Raw genomic sequence first — 18,537 nt, forward strand, 5'->3', positions numbered from 1 at the left:
CGCCTACGATACGCGCCATGTTTTGAGGGCGTTTTTCAGGGCGTCTTTTTCAGGGAGAGAGTGTTGATGAAAAGAACATTGGCGGTAAGTGTATTGGCTGCGGCGATGCTGCTGGCTGGGTGTCAGTCGGTCAATACCACCAGCGGCGGCGCCGTTGGGGTTGAGCGCAAGCAATACATGTTCAGCATGCTGTCGAGTCAGGAAGTCGACCAGATGTATGCCCAGTCCTACCAGCAGACGCTGGGTGAGGCCAGTACCAAAGGCCAGTTGGACAAGACCAGCGCCAACGCCAAGCGCGTGCAGGCAATTGCCAAGCGTTTGATCGCCCAGGCGCCCACCTTCCGTCCTGATGCAGCGCAGTGGAAGTGGGAAGTGAATTTGATCAAAAGCGATGAGATGAACGCCAACTGTGGGCCTGGCGGCAAGATCTTTGTGTACAGCGCACTGATCGACAATCTCAAGCTTACCGATGACGAGTTGGCAGCAGTGATGGGCCATGAAATCGCCCACGCCTTGCGCGAGCACGGTCGTGAGGCAATGTCCAAGGCGTACGGTATCGAGATCGCCAAGCAGGGTGCTGGTGCGTTGTTCGGTTTGGGTCAAGACAGCCTGGCATTGGCGGACACGGTCGCCAACTACGGCATGACCTTGCCCAACAGCCGCAGCAATGAAAACGAAGCGGACCTGATCGGCCTGGAACTGTCGGCTCGCGCCGGCTACAACCCGAACGCTGCCATCACGCTGTGGAACAAGATGGCCAAGGCTTCGGAAGGCTCGCCACCGGAGTTCATGAGTACTCACCCGGCGTCGGACAGCCGAATCGCGTCCTTGCAGGCGGCGATTCCTAAGGTGATGCCGTTGTATCAACAGGCCAAGAAGTCCTAAGGCTGATGAAGATCCAAATGTGGGAGGGGGCTTGCCCCCGATGGTGTTGGGTCAGTTAGCGGATGCATTGACTGATCTACTGCTATCGGGGGCAAGCCCCCTCCCACATTGGATTGGGCTTGCAGGCTTAGATCCTTAGAGCCAGCCGCTGCTCTGCATGGCCTTGTACACCGCCACGATCGCCAGGACAAAAAACGCCGTAGCCGCCAGTCGACGAATCAACGTCAGCGGCAGTTTCTCAGCCGCGAAATTCCCCGCCAGAACCACCGGTACGTTGGCAATCAACATGCCCAGAGTGGTGCCGATAATCACCAGCCACAGCTCCGGATATTGCGCGGCCAGCATCACCGTGGCGATCTGAGTCTTGTCACCGATTTCCGCCAGGAAGAATGCAATCAGCGTGGTCAGGAACGGCCCGAACTTGCGCGTGGTACTGGCTTCGTCATCGTCGAGTTTGTCTGGCACCAGTGTCCACAGCGCAGTGGCGCAGAAGCTGGCTGCGAGGATCCAGTGCAACACCGCATCCGAGAAAAAACTGCCAAACCAGGCCCCCACTGCGCCGGCAGCCGCATGGTTGGCCAGGGTCGCGGCGACGATGCCGGCGATGATTGGCCAAGGCTTGCGGAAGCGAGCAGCGAGAATGAGCGCGAGCAGTTGCGTCTTGTCGCCGATTTCGGCCAAGGCAACGATTGCGGTAGGAACGAGTAATGAATCCAGCATCAGGTAAGTTTCCAGGGGCGGGTCGACACGGCTATGACACGTACAGCCTTCCCGCCCCGGGTAAGGTGTGCGTGTCATAGGTCTTGTCAAACCCCGGTCCGTCTGTGCGGACTCCTGGGTCGCATACGCCATGGTCTGTTGACCAAGTATGTTGACGTATGCCGGACGAGCGTGGCGCTCGTGGGAGACTACTCCCCTAGGACGGAGCGGATTCTGCCTAGGCAAAATCCATTCGGCAAGCCTTCTTTTTCAAATAGCCATCAGCCGCGTTTGGCACGGTAGATGCGAAAACCATTGCCCTCGGCCTTGATCGCACACACGCCCAAATGCTCTTCAATCAGCGGTTGGTATTTCAGGAAACTGTTAGCTACCAGGCGAAGTTCGCCGCCTTTTGCCAAGTGTTTCGCTGCTTTTCGCAGCAGGTTCTCGGTGGCGAAATAATCGGTGTGTACACCGACATGGAACGGCGGGTTGCTCAAGATCGCATTCAGACCCATCGGTGCAGCATCGATGCCATCACCGGTGAGCACCTCGGCTTCCAGCCCATTGGCAGCGAGGGTCAAGCGGCTGCTGGCAGCGGCGAAGGCGTCCACGTCCAGCATCGTCACGCTGTTGTGCGGGTAGCGACGTTTCACCGCAGCCCCCAGCACGCCGGCGCCGCAACCAAAGTCCAACAGATGGCCACTCGGCAATTTGTCCAAATGCGCCAGCAACAACTCGGTGCCACGATCCAGGCGGCCATGGCTGAACACGCCCGGCAGGCTCACTACTTTGAGCGGACCTTCGGCCAGTGGCACTTCGAAGACTTGCGCCAGGCTCTCCAGTTCCACTGCTTGCGGCGCGTTGGCAACGGTGATTTGCCACAGCTGGCAATGCCGGGCGTTGTCGAGCTTGCGCGGCTTGCCGAAGGGGATCATCTGCTTGGCGGCACTTTCGATACCGCTTTTTTTCTCGCCGACCAAAAACAGCTCGGCGCCGGGCAGGCGTGCGGCCACGGCGTTGAGCAGGTAGTCAGTGAGGTCCTTGGACTTGGGCAGGAAAATCACCGCTGCGTCGAACTCACGCTCTGGCACATTCACGCCAAATTGGCTGCGGTCCGGGAAGCGTGCGTCGAGCGCCGCCTGGTCACCGGCATGCCAGCACCACCCATGGGCGTTGGGCAGGCGACCCAGCAGGTCGTCGGCGGGCAAGCCCACCAACAGCAGGTTGCCTTGAAAAAGTTCGGCCTGACGAAGCAGTACTTCACTGCGCGGATCCATGGTCTGCTCCTTGAAAAGGGGCGCAGTTTATCAACTGACGACGCGCAGCGGGGCGCCGCTGAAAAAGCCCAGGGCGTTTTCCGTCAGTTGGCCGACGATGCGCTGCCGCGCTTCGCGACTGCCCCAGGCGTTGTGTGGTGTGACGATCAGCCGGGGAATGTCATCGGCCAGCAACGGGTTGCCGTTGACTGGTGGCTCCACGCTCAGCACATCGGTGGCCGCGCCGCCCAAGTGACCGCTGCGCAAGGCATCCGCCAGGGCCTGTTCGTTGATCAAGCCACCGCGCGCGGTGTTGACCACAAACGCGCCTGGCTTGAGCAGTGCGAGTTCGCGGGCGCCGATAAAGTCGCGAGTGTGCTCGTTGAGTGGGCAGTGGAGGGTGAGTGCGTCCACTTGGGCCAGCAGTTCATCCAGGGGCACGCGGTCGGCACGTGCAGGGCGCCCGGGAATGGCCCCAAGAATTACGCGCATGCCAAAAGCCTCGGCCAGCCGCGCCACGGCGCTGCCCAATTCACCATGGCCGAGCAAACCGAGGGTTTTGCCTTCAAGCTCGACGATGGGGTAGTCCAGCAGGCAGAACTGCTTGGCTTCTTGCCATTTGCCTGCGCTCACATCGCGCTGATAGTCCTTTACACGCGTCACCAGGTTGAGCAGCAGCATGATCGTATGCTGCGCCACTGAAGGCGTGCCGTAGCCCTGGCAATTGCTCACCGTAATGCCGTGGGCGCGGGCGGCGTCGAGGTCAACGTTGTTGGTGCCGGTGGCCGATACCAGGATCAGCTTGAGTTCCGAGCAGGCCGCCAGGGTTTCGGTGTTCAGGGCAATCTTGTTGCTGATGACTACCTGGACACCTTGCAGGCGCGCAATCACATTCAGCGGCGTGGTATCAGAGTACAGCTGCAGGTCGCTGAAGCAGTCTCTCAGACCGCTGAGGTCGAGGTCCCCAAGGTCCAGGGACGGGTGATCAAGGAAGACGGCGCGGCGATTGTTCGTCATCAACTGTACCTTTTGCGACAGGGTTCGAAGGCGTAATCTGCCGAGCCTATCAGATGAAATAATCCGTTACTTAATGGAGTGAATATGTACGCCGCCGAGTTTTTGACCGTAGCCCTGATTCACCTGTTGGCGGTGGCCAGCCCCGGCCCGGATTTCGCGGTGGTGGTTCGCGAAAGTGTTACCCACGGCCGTCGCGCCGGGACCTGGACCGCGCTGGGTGTGGGCTCGGCGATTTTTCTGCACGTGGGCTATTCGTTGCTCGGTATCGGCCTGATCGTTTCCCAGTCCATCGTGTTGTTCAACGCCCTGAAATGGGCGGCGGCGGCCTACCTGCTGTACATCGGCTTCAAGGCCCTGCGCGCGCAACCGGCCAAGCCTGTCGCCGAGGGCGAGTTGCACCGTGAAGCGGGCGAGCGCACCCCGCGCGGCGCGTTTACCGCCGGTTTCGTGACCAATGGCTTGAATCCCAAGGCCACGCTGTTCTTCCTGTCGCTGTTCACCGTAGTGATCAACCCGCACACGCCGCTGGCGATCCAGGCCGGTTACGGTGTGTATCTGGCGGTGGCGACGGCGCTGTGGTTTTGCCTGGTGGCGATGTTGTTCAGCCAGCAGCGCGTGCGCGCAGGCTTTGCGCGGATGGGGCACTGGTTTGATCGGACCATGGGGGCGGTGTTGATTGCAATCGGCGTGAAACTGGCGTTCACGAGCATGAAGTAAACGCGGGTCTCAAGTGAACACAATCGAATGTGGGGGGCTTGCTCCCGATGGCGGTGGATCAGTCAATAGGTGTGTCGACTGAAACACCGCTATCGGGAGCAAGCCCCCTCCCACATTTGACCTCTAGTGTCCCTGGATAATGGCGCAAAGCTAGCATTCGCTGGGGGCTGCAAATCATTCCTTTGGCTGATTTAGCTGAAACATAAGCGCTCTACAGTGCAGATCGTTCAGCCAAGACCGTGCAGTCATAAAAGGGATTCGTATGTTGCAGACCCGTGTTATTCCCCCCGCCGAAGGTGCGTACCAATATCCGCTGTTGATCAAGCGCCTGTTGATGTCCGGCGCCCGCTACGAAAAGACCCGGGAAATCGTCTACCGCGACAAGCTGCGTTACACCTACCCGACCCTGATCGAGCGGGTCGCGCGCTTGGCCAACGTGCTGACCGAAGCCGGGGTAAAGGCCGGTGATACCGTGGCAGTGATGGACTGGGACAGCCATCGTTACCTGGAATGCATGTTTGCTATCCCGATGATCGGCGCGGTGATCCACACTATCAACGTGCGCCTGTCGCCGGAACAGATTCTCTACACCATGAACCACGCCGAAGACCGCTTTGTGCTGGTCAACAGTGAGTTCGTGGGCTTGTACCAAGCCATCGCCGGGCAACTTACCACCGTCGACAAGACGCTGCTGCTCACTGACGGTGAATCAAAAACGGCCGAGCTGCCTAACCTGGTAGGCGAGTACGAAACCCTGTTGGCTGCGGCCAGCACCAAGTACGACTTTCAGGATTTCGACGAGCATTCCGTCGCGACCACGTTCTACACCACCGGCACCACCGGTAACCCCAAAGGCGTGTACTTCACCCACCGCCAATTGGTACTGCACACCATCGGGGTGTCGACCATCATGGGCAGCATCGACAGCGTGCGCCTGCTAGGCACCAACGACGTGTACATGCCGATCACGCCGATGTTTCACGTTCACGCCTGGGGCCTGCCGTATGTGGCGACCATGCTCGGCCTGAAACAGGTCTACCCCGGCCGCTACGACCCCGAATACCTGGTGGAGCTGTGGCGCAAGGAGAAGGTCACCTTCTCCCACTGTGTGCCGACCATCCTGCAAATGGTGCTCAACGCCAAGGCCGCCCAAGGCGTCGATTTTGGCGGTTGGAAAATCGTCATCGGTGGCAGCGCCCTCAATCGCACGTTGTATGAGGCGGCGAAGGCTCGTGGGATTCAGCTGACCGCCGCGTACGGCATGTCCGAGACAGGGCCGCTGGTGTCCTGCGCCCACCTCAACGAAGAACTACTGGCCGGCAGCGAAGACGAGCGCATCACCTACCGCATCAAGGCCGGCGTGCCAGGGCCGTTGGTCGACGCGGCAATCATCGACAGCGAGGGCAACTTCCTGCCCGCCGACGGCGAGTCCCAGGGCGAGCTGGTGCTGCGTGCGCCGTGGCTCAGCGAGGGCTATTTCAACGAGCCGCAGAAGGGCGCGGAGCTATGGGCCGGCGGCTGGATGCACACCGGCGATGTGGCCACGCTGGATGCATTTGGCGTGATCGATATCCGCGACCGCATCAAGGATGTGATCAAGACCGGCGGCGAGTGGATCTCCTCCCTGGCCCTTGAAGACCTGGTCAGCCGTCACCCGGCGGTACGCGAAGTAGCGGTGGTGGGCATCGCCGATCCGCAGTGGGGCGAGCGTCCGTTTGCGCTGCTGGTGGTGCATGATGGCCATGTGATAGGGGCCCGCGAGCTCAAGGAGCACCTCAAGCCTTTTGTCGAATTGGGCCATTTGAGCAAGTGGGCGATTCCGAGCCAGATCGCCGTTGTTACCGAAATTCCCAAGACCAGTGTCGGCAAGCTCGACAAAAAACGTATCCGTATTGACATCGTCGAGTGGCAGGCCAACAACAGTACCTTCCTGTCCACCCTCTGAGCTGATTTGCCGTGCCCTCGTGGCACGGCGATGCTCTATCTCGCGCCCTCACTTGTGATTTGCCAATTTTCAGCCATCCTTGCCGCGTCGGCCTTCGCCGACATGGCGAAAGGGCTGTGGCAGACGGGTTGGTGATGCAAATCACACTTTAGAGGGATCAAGCGGTACCCCCTGCTGGCTATAGTCCCACCCAGAGTTTTTCAAGGATGCGTCGCTTCGGGCCATGGAGGTTCAGTTGCCAGGCGGCATTGGAATCGTTGTATTCCGGCCGTTACAAGCATCACAGAAAGAACTCACTGCCATAACAATAATGCACATGGAGTAGCGTCGATGACCTCAGTAAACCAGTTCTGGCGCCGGGCAAGACTGCCCCTGGCCGTCAGTCTCGCCTCTACGCTCGCCGGGCCCGCATTCGGCGTCAGTTTCAATATCGGTGAAATCGAAGGGAGTTTTGACTCGTCGCTTTCGGTGGGGGCGAGCTGGTCGACAGCTAAGGCCAACCGCGACCTGATTGGTGTTAACAACGGTGGCAAGGGCTTGTCCCAGACCTCGGATGACGGCCATTTGAACTTCAAGCGTGGGGAGACATTCTCGAAGATCTTCAAGGGTATCCATGACCTGGAACTGAAGTACGGTGACACCGGCGTGTTTGTGCGTGGCAAGTACTGGTATGACTTTGAACTCAAGGATGAAAACCGTGAGTTCAAGGACATCAGCGATAAAGGTCGCCAAGAGGGCGCAAGGTCGTCTGGTGGGCAAATTCTCGACGCATTCATCTACCACAACTACTCCATTGCCGATGAGCCGGGTTCCGTGCGTTTTGGTAAGCAGGTCGTGAGCTGGGGTGAAAGTACCTTCATTGGTGGCGGTATCAACTCGATCAACCCGGTCGATGTGGCTGCTTTCCGTCGTCCCGGGGCTGAAATCAAGGAAGGCTTGATTCCAGTCAACATGTTCTATGTGTCGCAGACGCTGACGGATAACTTGTCGGCTGAAGCCTTCTATCAGTTGGATTGGCAGCAGACTGTCACCGATAACTGCGGAACGTTTTTTTCGCAGGCTGATGTGATCTCCAAAGGTTGCGATGACAACCTCCGGTTGCTCAGCAAGCGCTCAGTGATGGCGGGCGCGGGTGCTTTGCCCGTGTTGAACCGGTTCGGGGTCAACATCAACGAAGAGGGTGTGCTTGTCCAGCGCAGCAAGGATCGCGAAGCGCGTGATGGCGGCCAGTTCGGTGCAGCGTTCCACTACAACTACGAGCCGCTGGACACAGAGTTCGGCGCCTACTTCATGAATTATCACAGCCGTGCTCCGATCTTCAGTGCGACTGGCGCTCCGCCCTCCGTTTACGCTGCTGCTCGAGCGGGCTTGCCGGCGACTTTACAGCCGCTCGCAGTGGCGGGCAATTCCAAGTACTTCATCGAGTACCCGGAAGATATTCGCCTTTACGGGTTGAGTTTCTCCACGACGCTTCCTACCGGTACCGCGTGGAGCGGTGAAATCAGCTATCGCCCCAATGCGCCGGTGCAGTTGAATACCACCGACATCCTCTATGCCGGCGTAACGCCTCTTGCGGCTTACGCCAATGCCTCGCCGCTCAAAGGTGTCGAGGGCCAGGACCTACATGGGTATAACCGTAAGGAAATCACTCAGATCCAGACGACCTTCACGCACTTCTTTGATCAGGTCATGGGCGCCAGCCGTCTGACATTGGTGGGCGAGGTGGGCCTGACCCACGTCGGCGGCCTGGAAAGCAGTGACAAAGCCCGTTACGGACGTGACCCGGTATTCGGTCCAGGTCGAGGCCCTATGTGTACCGCCCTTAATACCGGTACGTTCAACGGTGCAGGTCCTGGCACCGACCGCAGCAACCTGACCACTAACTGCAACAACGACGGCTTCACCACCGCTAACTCCTGGGGCTACCGTGGCCGTGCCATCTGGGAATATCCGGATGTGTTTGCGGGTGTGAACCTCAAGCCTAACGTGGCTTGGTCCCACGACGTCAGTGGTTACTCCCCAGGCCCTGGCGGCAACTTTGAAGAAGGCCGGAAAGCCGTAAGCCTTGGGCTGGATGCCGAATACCAGAATACCTACACCGCGAGCTTGGCCTACACCAACTTCTTCGGCGGTAAGTATTCCACCGTGGATGACCGCGATTTCATCGCACTCAGTGTCGGCGCCAACTTCTAAGCGAACGTATTTCTAGGAAGACCAGAACATGAAAATAACCAAAAGTCTGTTGCACGTCGGTGTGCTTGGGCTGTCGATCCTGGCGAGTAACGTCATGGCGGCGGTGTCGGCGGATGAAGCCGCCAAGCTGGGTACGAGCCTGACGCCGATGGGGGCGGAAATGGCCGGTAACGCAGCGGGCACCATCCCTAAATGGTCGCCAATGCCTACCAACGCCGGCGCCGTCGACGCCCGTGGGTTCCTGGCCAACCCATACGCCAGTGAACAACCGCAATTCACCATCACCGCGCAGAACGTCGAGCAGTACAAAGACAAGCTGGCACCGGGGCAGTACGCGATGTTCAAGCGTTACCCGGAAACCTTCAAGATGCCGGTCTACCCGACCCATCGCGGCGCTACCGTGCCGGCGGATGTGTTCGCCGCCATCAAGAAGAACGCCACCACCACCAACCTGGTGTCGGGCGGCAACGGCCTGGAAAACTTTGAAACTGCCGTACCGTTCCCGATCCCGAAAAGCGGCGTGGAAGTTATCTGGAACCACATCACTCGTTATCGCGGTGGCAGCGTGACCCGCCTGGTGACCCAGGCCACGCCGCAAACCAACGGTTCCTACAGCCTGGTGTACTTCCGCGACCAGTTCGTGTTCCGCGACAAGATGAAGGACTTCGATCCGAAAAACCCGGGCAACGTGCTGTTCTACTTCAAGCAGCAAGTGACCGCGCCGGCACGTCTGGCCGGTGGTGTGCTGCTGGTGCACGAAACCCTTGACCAAGTGAAGGAGCCGCGTTCGGCGTGGGTCTACAACGCAGGCCAGCGCCGTGTGCGCCGGGCGCCGCAAGTGTCCTATGACGGGCCGGGTACCGCCGCCGACGGCCTGCGTACCTCCGATAACCTCGACATGTACAACGGTGCGCCGGATCGCTACGACTGGAAACTGGAAGGCAAGAAGGAAATCTACATCGCCTCCAACAGCTACAAGATCGACGATCCGAAACTCAAGTACGCCGACATCATCAAGGCCGGCCACATCAACCAGGACCTGACGCGCTACGAGCTGCGCCGTGTCTGGCATGTGGTCGCCACCTTGAAAGAAGGCCAGCGCCACATCTATGCCAAGCGTGACTTCTTCATCGACGAAGACACCTGGCAAGCGGCAGTGATTGATCACTACGACGGTCGTGGCCAACTGTGGCGCGTCGCCGAAGCCCATGCAGAGAACTACTACGACAAACAGGTGCCGTGGTATGCCCTGGAAACCCTCTACGACCTGCAGTCCGGCCGCTACCTGGCTTTGGGCATGAAGAACGAAGAGAAGCAGGCCTATGACTTTGGCTTCACCGCCACTACCAGCGACTTCACCCCAGCGGCCCTGCGCCAGGACGGTGTTCGCTAAGCGGCACAAGTAACTCAATGTGGGAGGGGGCTTGCCCCCGATAGCGGTGTGACAGTCAGCACGTGTATTGACTGATCCGCCACTATCGGGAGCAAGCCCCCTCCCACTTTTTGTTTGTGGCGATATTTTTTGTCTCAGTTCTTTTTCAGGCAAATGTTGCAAAGATCTACAAAGCTGCTGCTTTTACCGCTAGTCTGCGGACATCTGCAATGCCGACAACAGCCTTCTACAAGAGCCCGGCGATGACTGATCTGTCCCGAATCCAAGGGCCTGCCAGTGCGGTAATCCCGACTCTGGAAGGTCGCTTCTACAGGCCTCCGCTGCCTGACGGCTATGTGCTGCGCCCCCGCCTGTGTGAACGGCTGAGCGCTGGCCTCGAAGGACGGTTGCTGCTGGTCAGCGCCCCGGCGGGGTTCGGTAAGAGTTCGTTGGCGGTGGAGTTCTGCCAGAGCCTGCCGGCCCACTGGCAAAGTCTGTGGCTTGGGCTGAGCCCTCGGGACAACGACCCGGGGCGCTTCCTTGAGCGTCTGCTCGAGGGGTTGCAACACTATTTCCCCGCACTCGGCGCTCAATCCCTGGGCTTGCTGAAAATGCGTCAGCGTCACCAGCCCTTTGCCTTTGAAGAATGGCTCGATGGCCTGCTTGATGAGCTCGCGGTTCACCTGTCCACGCGCGCGCCATTGTTACTGGTGCTGGATGACTATCATCTGGCCCAGGGTCCGGTGCTGGACCGTTGTCTTCAGTTTTTCCTCAACCATTTGCCGGATGGCCTGCTGGTATTGGTCACCAGTCGCCAGCGCCCTGACTGGCATCTGGCACGCTTGCGCTTGTCACGGCACTTGCTGGAGTTGCACGAGCAAGACCTGCGCCTGACCCATGCCGAATCCCAGGCGCTATTTGATCGCCACAGCAGTTCCCTGAGTGGTGAGGCCCTCGACAACCTGATCCGCCGCAGCGAAGGCTGGGTAGCCGGTTTGCGTTTCTGGCTGCTGGCGGCTTCCGAAGCCGGCAACGAAGACGCATTGCCGCAAAGCCTGCACGGTGGAGAAGGGTTGATCCGCGACTACCTGCTGGAGGAGGTGATCGATTGCTTGCCACCCGAAGTGCAGGCGTTCCTGTTCGATACTGCGCCCCAGGACCGTTTCTGCAGCGAACTGTGTGACGCCGTGCGCGAAGCTCATGACAGCGCCGAAATCCTGCGTTATCTGCAAGCGCACCAAGTGTTCCTGGTGCCCTTGGACGAGCAGGGCCACTGGTACCGTTATCATCATTTATTCTCCGACCTGCTGCGTACCCGCCGTGCGAGCAGCAATGTATTGCCAGCCGCCAGCCTGCACCTGCGCGCGTGTCGTTGGTTCAACGCCCAGGGTTTGATCGATGAGGCGGTGGAGCAGGCTTTACGCGCCGGGCACCTCGACGTGGCGGCCAACCTGGTGCAGAACCTGTCCGAAGAGCAACTGCTGGCCGAGCAGAATGTCGGCATGTTGCTGCGCTGGAAAATGGACTTGCCCGACAGCCTGCTGATCAGCACACCGCGCTTGATCGTGTTGTACAGCTGGGCCTTGGGGTTGGCCTGCCAGTTGGATGCGGCGGAGGAATTGTCCGCGTACCTCAGTCGCTTCCTGCCGGCGCCCTCGGCCACTGCACAGCGCTCAATGCTGGCCCAATGGCTGGCGCTGAGCGGGATTATCGCTCGGGGCCGAGGTGATCGTGAATTGACTCAGCGCTATTGCAGTGAGGCGTTGGAAAGCCTGCCGCAACGGCGTTACGGCCAGCGCCTGGTGTGTCTGTCGACGCTGTCCAACTTGGCCATCGCCGATGGCGATTTGTGGCGCGCCCGTGGCCTGAACCGTGAATCCCTGGAACTGGCGCAGCGCGTCGGCAACCCTTTGTTCGAAGCCCTGGCCCATTACGACCGCGCGCGGGTATTGCAGGCCCGCGGTGAGATCCTGCGTGCCCTTGATGAAGTGCGTCAGGGCCTGCAACGTTTGCACGGTCTGGCGCCGCAGAGGCTGTATGCGGTGCGTGCGCGACTGTCGTTGTACGAAGGCTATTTGCTGTTAATGCGTAATCAACCTGACGCCGGTATCGCTCACCTGCGGGCGGGGCTGGCCGAGGCGCGCGCCTGTCGCGACATCAGCGTACTGATCGGCCATTGCGTGATCGCCAGCTTCGAAGGGCGGCGCAATGACTTTTCCAAAGCCTTCGCCGAACTCGCCGAAGCCGAACGCTTGATGCATATCTGGGACGTGCCGCCGATCTACTATCTGGCGATGATCACCCTGATCAAATGCGAGCTGTGGCTGGCCCAAGGCCGCACCGACCTGGCCGATGCCTGGTTGACGCGGCTGGGGCAGACTTACAACGGCGAGCATGCTGCCGCTGCGCCGGAATTCCATCCGCATTTGCCGCAACATATCGGGCTGCAACAAGCCGCGCTTGATGCCATTCGTCATCAACCCGACGCTGCTTTGCAACGGCTCGACGAACTGGCGCAACACGCTCATAGCTGTGGGCGGCAGATGATTGCACTGATGGCATTCGCCCAGCAGACGCAGTTGCTGCTGGAATGCGGTCAGGAAGCCAAGGCGCGGCCGGTACTGTCCCGAGCGCTTGAGGCTGGCGCCGGAGGGGCGTTGCAACCTTTCCAGAGGCTGCTGGAAAACCACCCGGACTGGATGCGCGAGCAACTCGGCAAGGATCCCCATGGCTTGCTGAATCAGAGCCTTCTGGCACTTCTGCCTACCGTTGCTGCAGTGCACGCGTCACCTAATCATGAAAGTCTGAGCGCCCGGGAACTGGCAGTGCTGCAACTCATCGCCCAGGGCTGCTCCAATCAGGAGATCAGCAACCGACTGTTTATCTCCCTGCACACTGTCAAGACTCACGCCAGCCATATCAACAGCAAGCTCGGCGTGGAGCGACGCACCCAGGCGGTGGCGCGGGCACAGGAGTTGAGGTTGATTGGTTAGCGCTTGACCATTTGCGGTGAGAGTTTTTGTGTGAGTAAGCTTCTTGTGGCGAGCTTGCTTGCGTTGGGCCGCGAAGCGGTCCCAGTCTGTTTTAATAGTGCAATTATCCTGGCGATACTGCCCAACCCCCCCAGTTAATTTGCACTAGAGGCCCGTTCATGGAAACCGCACAGCCTTCCCTCATACGCGAAACCTTCCCTGTCGGTCCCCTGCAGTGCAACTGCACCATCATCGGCGATCCCATTACCAAAAAAGCCATTGTGGTCGACCCGGGCGGCAACCATGAATTGATCTTGGCCCGCCTGGACGCGCTGGGCCTGAAGGTGGTGAGCATCATCCATACCCACGCCCACCTCGATCACTTCCTGGCATCGGGTCAGTTGAAAGAGAAAACTGGCGCCACCTTGCACCTGCATAAGGAAGACCAGTTTCTGTGGGACAACCTGGAAATGCAGTGCCAGATGTTTCGCGTGCCTTATACCCCCGTGCCGTCGCCAGACCGTTGGCTGGAAGATGATGAAGAGTTAGCCTGCGGCTGTGGCGTTGCCTTGCATACTCCGGGTCACACGCCGGGCTCGATGAGTTTCTGGTTTGCCGACGCCAAGCTGCTGATCGCCGGCGATACTCTTTTCCGTCGTGGCGTGGGGCGTACAGATTTGTGGGGTGGGGACCAGGCCACGATTGTGCGCTCGATCAAACAGCGGCTTTATACGCTGGACGAGAGTGCCACGGTGGTCACCGGCCACGGACCGGACACGCGACTGGGCGATGAGATGCGCGAGAATCCATTTGTGCGGGCTTGAGGAGGTGAAAGCGGGCTGATGCATGTTTCATGAGGGGTAATCTGTTGTAGTAAAAACGCAGGTCGCGTTCAGGCTGGGTCTGCTACGTTTTCTACAGCGGTAATGCGGGCTAACGTTTCGTTACAGCTGCGCGAGTGTTCACGGAATTTTTGCCATTTGTCGTGTTCCAAACTCGGCAAAGGTCCATTGCCAATGTCCTCTGCACCACAGAATGCAAAAAGTAGGAGCTCTCTTCATGTTCACTCCGCGTCGTCTGCTTGTAGTCGCCACCGCCGTAGCCCTTTTGTCCGGCTGCGCTTCACCTAATCCTTATGACGGCAGCAGCCAGGGACAGGCGAATAATGAATCCAGCGGTATGAGCAAAACCGCCAAGTACGGTGGTCTCGGTGCTCTTGCCGGTGCGTTGGCCGGTGCTGCCATTGACCATAACAACCGTGGCAAGGGTGCGCTGATCGGTGCGGTGGTGGCGGGTGCTGGTGCCGCGGGTTATGGCTACTACGCCGACCAACAGGAAAAGAAACTGCGCGAGAGCATGGCCAACACTGGAGTTGAAGTTCAGCGCCAGGGTGACCAGATCAAGCTGATCATGCCGGGCAACATCACCTTCGCGACCAACTCGGATGCGATCTCCAGCAGCTTCTATCAGCCGCTGAACAACCTGGCCAACTCCCTCAAACAGTTCAACCAAAACACCATCCAGATTGTTGGCTACACCGACAGTACCGGTAGCCGCCAACTGAACATGGACCTGTCCCAGCGTCGTGCGCAGAGCGTGGCCAACTACTTGACCTCCCAAGGCGTCAACGGTGCAAACCTGAGTGCCCGTGGTGCCGGTCCGGATAACCCGATTGCCAGCAACGCCGACGTCAACGGTCGCGCTCAGAACCGTCGCGTGGAAGTTAACCTGGGCCCAATCCCTGGCCAGCAGTACGGCCAGCCGGGCACCCAGCAACAGGCGCCACAGCAGAACAACCAGTTCCAAGGCAACCCGTACTCGCAGTACCAGTAAACAACGGCTAATAAAAAGGGCGCCGTGCAGTCAATGCACGGCGCCCTTTTTTGTGGCTGTCGATTACATCAGTCGATGTATTCGAACACCTTCACGATTTTCTGCACGCCGGATACGCCCTGTACCAGGTTGGACGCACGGGTGGCTTCTGCCTGGGTCAGCAGGCCCATCAGGTAAACGATGCCGTTGTCCGTCACGACCTTGATGCGCGAGCCGGGGATCGCATTGTCGGTGAGCATCTGCGCTTTGATCTTGGTGGTCAGCAGCGCGTCATTACTGATGGCAAGCAGGGTGATCGGATCCATTACCTGCAATTCGTTGTGGACCTTCTTGACCCGCTGAACCGACGCAGCGGCCTGTTCGGCCTGGGCCTTGAGGTCGGCGCGCGGCGTTTGGCCTGCGAGCAGCACCACGCCGTTGAAGCTGGTTACGACGATACGCGACGCACCGTTGCCCAAGTCCGTTGCGGCTTTGGCGACGTTTACTTCGACCTTTGTTTCGATCAACGAGTCGTCAATCTTGCTGCCGAAGGTGCGAGTGCCCTTGTCATCCTGAATAGGGGTGTCACGTGTCGCGGTGATCGCCGTGCTGCAGCCGCTGATGCCGAGGCACAGCGTAATGGCCAAGAGGCCGAGGCGGTTAACGGTCATTCTTCACTCCCAAACAGTTGGCTGTCGATCAGATCGCACAGGCAGTGGATCGCCAGCAGGTGGACTTCCTGAATACGTGCGGTGACATTGGCCGGGACGCGAATTTCAACATCTTCGGGCAGCAACAGCGAGGCCATGCCGCCGCCGTCGCGTCCGGTCAATGCTACGACAATCATTTCGCGATCATGTGCGGCCTGGATCGCTTGAATAATATTCGCCGAGTTGCCGCTGGTGGAAATCGCCAGCAGTACATCGCCTGGTTGGCCCAAGGCGCGGATCTGCTTGGAGAAGATTTCGTTGTAGCTGTAGTCATTGGCTATCGAGGTGATCGTCGACGAATCGGTGGTCAAGGCGATAGCCGGCAGGCTCGGACGCTCCCGCTCGAAGCGGTTGAGCAATTCGGACGAGAAGTGCTGGGCATCGCCGGCCGAACCGCCGTTGCCGCACGAAAGCATTTTGCGTTCGGTAAGCAAGGCATTCACCATGACCTGACTGGCTTGCTCGATGTGCGGTGCAAGTACGTCCATCGCCTGTTGCTTGGTGTCGATGCTGGCCTGGAAAAGCTGGCGAATTCGGGATTGCATGTCCATCTGTGTGACCTTAATTAGCGCGGCTATTTGGCACAGGAATGTGCAGCCCGCAAAGCAAAGAGCAAAAGTGTGTGGTGAAGATGTCCGGCGAATCAGCTGTCGAAGGCATCTTTGAGCCAGTTCAGATCAGCCTTGCCTGACGGTGTGCTTTCTATGGCAACCACGTCGAAACGGCAGGGGGAGTTGGCCCAGCGATGCTCTTTTTGCAGGAAAAACTGCGCGGCGAGTATCAGCTTCTGACGCTTGCGCCCGTCGATACTGGCGAGCGCGCCACCCCACTGTGCGTGTTTTCTGTAGCGGACTTCGACGAATACTACTGTATCGCCGTCAAGCATGACCAGATCAAGCTCGCCGCGTTTACACAACCAGTTCTGCGCCAGCAGGCGCAGGCCTTGTTTTTGCAAGTGTTGCAGAGCTTGAAGTTCGGCATCCTTGCCGCTTTGCGCACTGGACCTCTCGGGCATCAGCGCGGGGTGTCCGGCAGGCGTTGGATCTCGCCACCGACGAACTTCGCCCATGGCATCTGGCGATCAACGCGCTGGTTGGCGCTTATACCCAGGTTGCCCGAAAGGCCGTCAACCCGTGTGTCCGGCAGGGCCTTGAGCTGGCCAAGGCGTGGCGCGAGGCGGTAGGCGTCGACACCCATTGCATACAGGCGGCCCAGGCTGCCGTTGGCTTGTGGCCATTGCGCCGCAACCTGGTTGCGCAGCGGGTCAGTGGTGTTGAGCAGCCAAGGCGTTTCGCAGAACATCACATTGGTCATGTCCAGGTACTGGTTGCGGTCACCGCTGGCGCTGAAAACGTGGGACGTTGCGTAGACCGGTACATCACCGGCGTACTGGAAGTTCAGGGTCGGCTTGATCTGCTGGGCCAGTTGCGGAGTGACGGCCAGGAAGATGAATTCGATGTCCTGGCGACGCGACGGTTGTGCCGCTACGTCAGTGCCAACGGTGCTTTGCAGGCTCTTGGCGCGGCCTTCGCTTTTACGCAGTTGGAACAGATCGGCAATCTGCTGGGCCAGGGCGACAGGCTGGTCGACGTACTCGACCCCCATGACGGTGCCGCCGTTGGCTTCCCAATCCTGGCGGAACGCTTTGTAGACGCGCTCACCCCATTCGCCACGGGGCACCATCGCGGCAGCGCGATGCAGGCCGTCGGCACGGGCGCGGCGCGAGACTTCGCGAGCTTCGTCTTCAGCGGCCAGGCCGAACTGGAACAATTGCGCTGGACCTTGATCGGTTTCGCTGTAGTTCAGTGCCAGGGTGGTGATCGGCAGTTGCGGGCGCGCACTGAGCTGCTTGACCAGCGGCTTCTCCAGTGGGCCGACGACTAATTGCACGCCGGCAGCCTGGGCCTTGGCGTAGAAGTCGTCGATGGAAGTCAGGCGCGAGCTGTCATAGAACTCGATCACCGGGGGCTTCTGCCCGGCTTGTTCTGCCTGGTAGTGAGCGGCCATGAAGCCTTCGCGCAGTGCCTTGCCCACGGAAGCCAGGGGGCCCTCTTGGGGCAGTAGCAGGGCAATCTTGCTCAAGGGCTGGCTTGCGAGTTCCTTGAGCTTGGTCAGCGGTGTTGGCAACTGCACGGCAGCCGGGTGGCCGGGGTTCTGCGCGCGCCAGGTGTCGATAGCGGCTTGTTGTTGCTCCAGCGTGCCGGCACCCTTGACCGCCTGGGCCAAGGTGATCCAGCCGTCCAGGGTCGGGTTGCCACTGGCTTGCAGCTGTTCGGCAGGTAGTGCGGCAATCAAAGTCCAGATGGCTTCGTGATTGCTTTGGGCTGCATCGCCAGTGAGCAGCGGCGCCATGGCGACACGCTCGCGGGCGGCGTTGAGGGTCTGGCCATCAGCCTCATAAGCACGAGCATGCACGGTACCTGTGCGAATCTGCTGTTCAGTCGGCAGGTCCTTCAGACTTTTCAGGCTAGCGTGGTTCAAGGCAGTCAGCGCAGCCTTCGGCTGGTTGCGTGCCATGGCCAGCTCGGCGGCCAGGGTGCTGGCGAACACTTGTGCTGCCGGCTTGAGGGCATCAAGGGGCACTTGGGCAAGAATTTGCGACGAGCGGCCAGGGTCGTTTTGTTTGTAGGCCATGTCTGCCGCACTCAGGCGCAGCAATGCGGCCTTTTCTGGCGTCTTGGCGGTGGTTGCCTGTTCGAGCAGTTGCTCGATACTGGCATCCGGGGTCCGTGGAAGTTCGCCAAGGCTGGACGAGGGCGAGCTGGCGCAAGCCGCCAGTAAGGCAGCGAGGCAGAGGGCAGAGAGCAGCCGCAGGCAAGCGATCATGTAAGTGTTCCTGATACCGATCAAATTAGCGTGGAATTGTACCCAAGCACTGGCCCAGGCGCGATGTTACTGGTGTGAAACCGTCGATTTAGGTCATGCAAATGTTGGTATTGGGCTGTTGTAGGCAATC

Annotated in this window: 15 protein-coding genes and 1 riboswitch; of the genes, 8 read left to right on the top strand and 7 right to left on the bottom strand. The window is 59.6% G+C overall.

Features of this window, described 5'->3' with window-relative positions:
* Positions 1–66 precede the first annotated feature (66 nt).
* On the top strand, positions 67–885 hold the full coding sequence (locus tag ACEN2T_RS08045) for a M48 family metallopeptidase (RefSeq protein ID WP_032886302.1): 819 nt from the start codon (positions 67–69) through the stop codon (positions 883–885).
* 135 nt (positions 886–1,020) lie between these two features.
* Here the strand turns inward: ACEN2T_RS08045 and ACEN2T_RS08050 are convergent, their stop codons facing one another.
* The 3 genes from ACEN2T_RS08050 to ACEN2T_RS08060 form a co-directional block, all read right to left on the bottom strand.
* Entirely contained in the window at positions 1,021–1,605 is a 585-nt protein-coding gene (locus tag ACEN2T_RS08050) for a TMEM165/GDT1 family protein (RefSeq protein WP_057012949.1), read from the bottom strand.
* Between the two features lie 88 nt (positions 1,606–1,693).
* Positions 1,694–1,815: riboswitch (yybP-ykoY riboswitch) on the bottom strand.
* A gap of 50 nt (positions 1,816–1,865) precedes the next feature.
* Positions 1,866–2,864, bottom strand: a complete 999-nt coding sequence (locus ACEN2T_RS08055; RefSeq protein WP_032886303.1) for a class I SAM-dependent methyltransferase — start codon at positions 2,862–2,864, stop codon at positions 1,866–1,868.
* A gap of 30 nt (positions 2,865–2,894) precedes the next feature.
* Positions 2,895–3,860, bottom strand: coding sequence for a 2-hydroxyacid dehydrogenase (locus ACEN2T_RS08060; RefSeq protein WP_442116541.1), 966 nt, complete (start codon positions 3,858–3,860; stop codon positions 2,895–2,897).
* 84 nt (positions 3,861–3,944) lie between these two features.
* On the opposite strand from ACEN2T_RS08060, the gene ACEN2T_RS08065 reads away from it, so the two are divergent.
* From ACEN2T_RS08065 to ACEN2T_RS08095, 7 genes are all read left to right on the top strand, one after another.
* Positions 3,945–4,577 carry a LysE family translocator gene (locus ACEN2T_RS08065; protein ID WP_016978297.1) on the top strand — a complete coding sequence of 211 codons (633 nt, stop codon included), beginning with the start codon at positions 3,945–3,947 and terminating at the stop codon, positions 4,575–4,577.
* Positions 4,578–4,839: 262 nt separating this feature from the next.
* Complete coding sequence (locus tag ACEN2T_RS08070; RefSeq protein ID WP_095183859.1) at positions 4,840–6,522, top strand: fatty acid--CoA ligase; 1,683 nt, start codon at positions 4,840–4,842, stop codon at positions 6,520–6,522.
* Between the two features lie 330 nt (positions 6,523–6,852).
* Positions 6,853–8,715 carry a DUF1302 domain-containing protein gene (locus ACEN2T_RS08075; RefSeq protein WP_095183860.1) on the top strand — a complete coding sequence of 621 codons (1,863 nt, stop codon included), beginning with the start codon at positions 6,853–6,855 and terminating at the stop codon, positions 8,713–8,715.
* A gap of 28 nt (positions 8,716–8,743) precedes the next feature.
* Entirely contained in the window at positions 8,744–10,108 is a 1,365-nt protein-coding gene (locus tag ACEN2T_RS08080) for a DUF1329 domain-containing protein (protein WP_442116542.1), read from the top strand.
* A 242-nt stretch (positions 10,109–10,350) separates the two neighbouring features.
* Complete coding sequence (locus ACEN2T_RS08085; RefSeq protein WP_442116543.1) at positions 10,351–13,080, top strand: LuxR C-terminal-related transcriptional regulator; 2,730 nt, start codon at positions 10,351–10,353, stop codon at positions 13,078–13,080.
* A gap of 158 nt (positions 13,081–13,238) precedes the next feature.
* Positions 13,239–13,883 carry an MBL fold metallo-hydrolase gene (locus tag ACEN2T_RS08090; RefSeq protein WP_122755602.1) on the top strand — a complete coding sequence of 215 codons (645 nt, stop codon included), beginning with the start codon at positions 13,239–13,241 and terminating at the stop codon, positions 13,881–13,883.
* Between the two features lie 235 nt (positions 13,884–14,118).
* The gene (locus tag ACEN2T_RS08095) at positions 14,119–14,892 is read left to right on the top strand and encodes an OmpA family lipoprotein (RefSeq protein ID WP_032886310.1); all 774 of its coding nucleotides are present in this window, start codon (positions 14,119–14,121) and stop codon (positions 14,890–14,892) included.
* A 68-nt stretch (positions 14,893–14,960) separates the two neighbouring features.
* Here ACEN2T_RS08095 and ACEN2T_RS08100 read toward each other — a convergent pair whose 3' ends face one another.
* From ACEN2T_RS08100 to ACEN2T_RS08115, 4 genes are all read right to left on the bottom strand, one after another.
* Positions 14,961–15,542, bottom strand: a complete 582-nt coding sequence (locus ACEN2T_RS08100; protein ID WP_032886311.1) for a BON domain-containing protein — start codon at positions 15,540–15,542, stop codon at positions 14,961–14,963.
* Positions 15,539–16,132, bottom strand: coding sequence for a phosphoheptose isomerase (locus ACEN2T_RS08105; RefSeq protein WP_032886312.1), 594 nt, complete (start codon positions 16,130–16,132; stop codon positions 15,539–15,541). The genes ACEN2T_RS08100 and ACEN2T_RS08105 overlap by 4 nt, the downstream gene beginning before the upstream one ends.
* A gap of 92 nt (positions 16,133–16,224) precedes the next feature.
* The gene (locus ACEN2T_RS08110; RefSeq protein WP_032886313.1) at positions 16,225–16,596 is read right to left on the bottom strand and encodes a YraN family protein; all 372 of its coding nucleotides are present in this window, start codon (positions 16,594–16,596) and stop codon (positions 16,225–16,227) included.
* The gene (locus ACEN2T_RS08115) at positions 16,596–18,407 is read right to left on the bottom strand and encodes a penicillin-binding protein activator (protein WP_122755603.1); all 1,812 of its coding nucleotides are present in this window, start codon (positions 18,405–18,407) and stop codon (positions 16,596–16,598) included. Before ACEN2T_RS08115 ends, ACEN2T_RS08110 begins: the two co-directional genes overlap by 1 nt.
* Positions 18,408–18,537 lie beyond the last annotated feature (130 nt).

Source organism: Pseudomonas sp. W22_MBD1_FP4 (assembly GCF_052113765.1).
GTDB classification, from domain to species: domain Bacteria; phylum Pseudomonadota; class Gammaproteobacteria; order Pseudomonadales; family Pseudomonadaceae; genus Aquipseudomonas; species Aquipseudomonas sivasensis.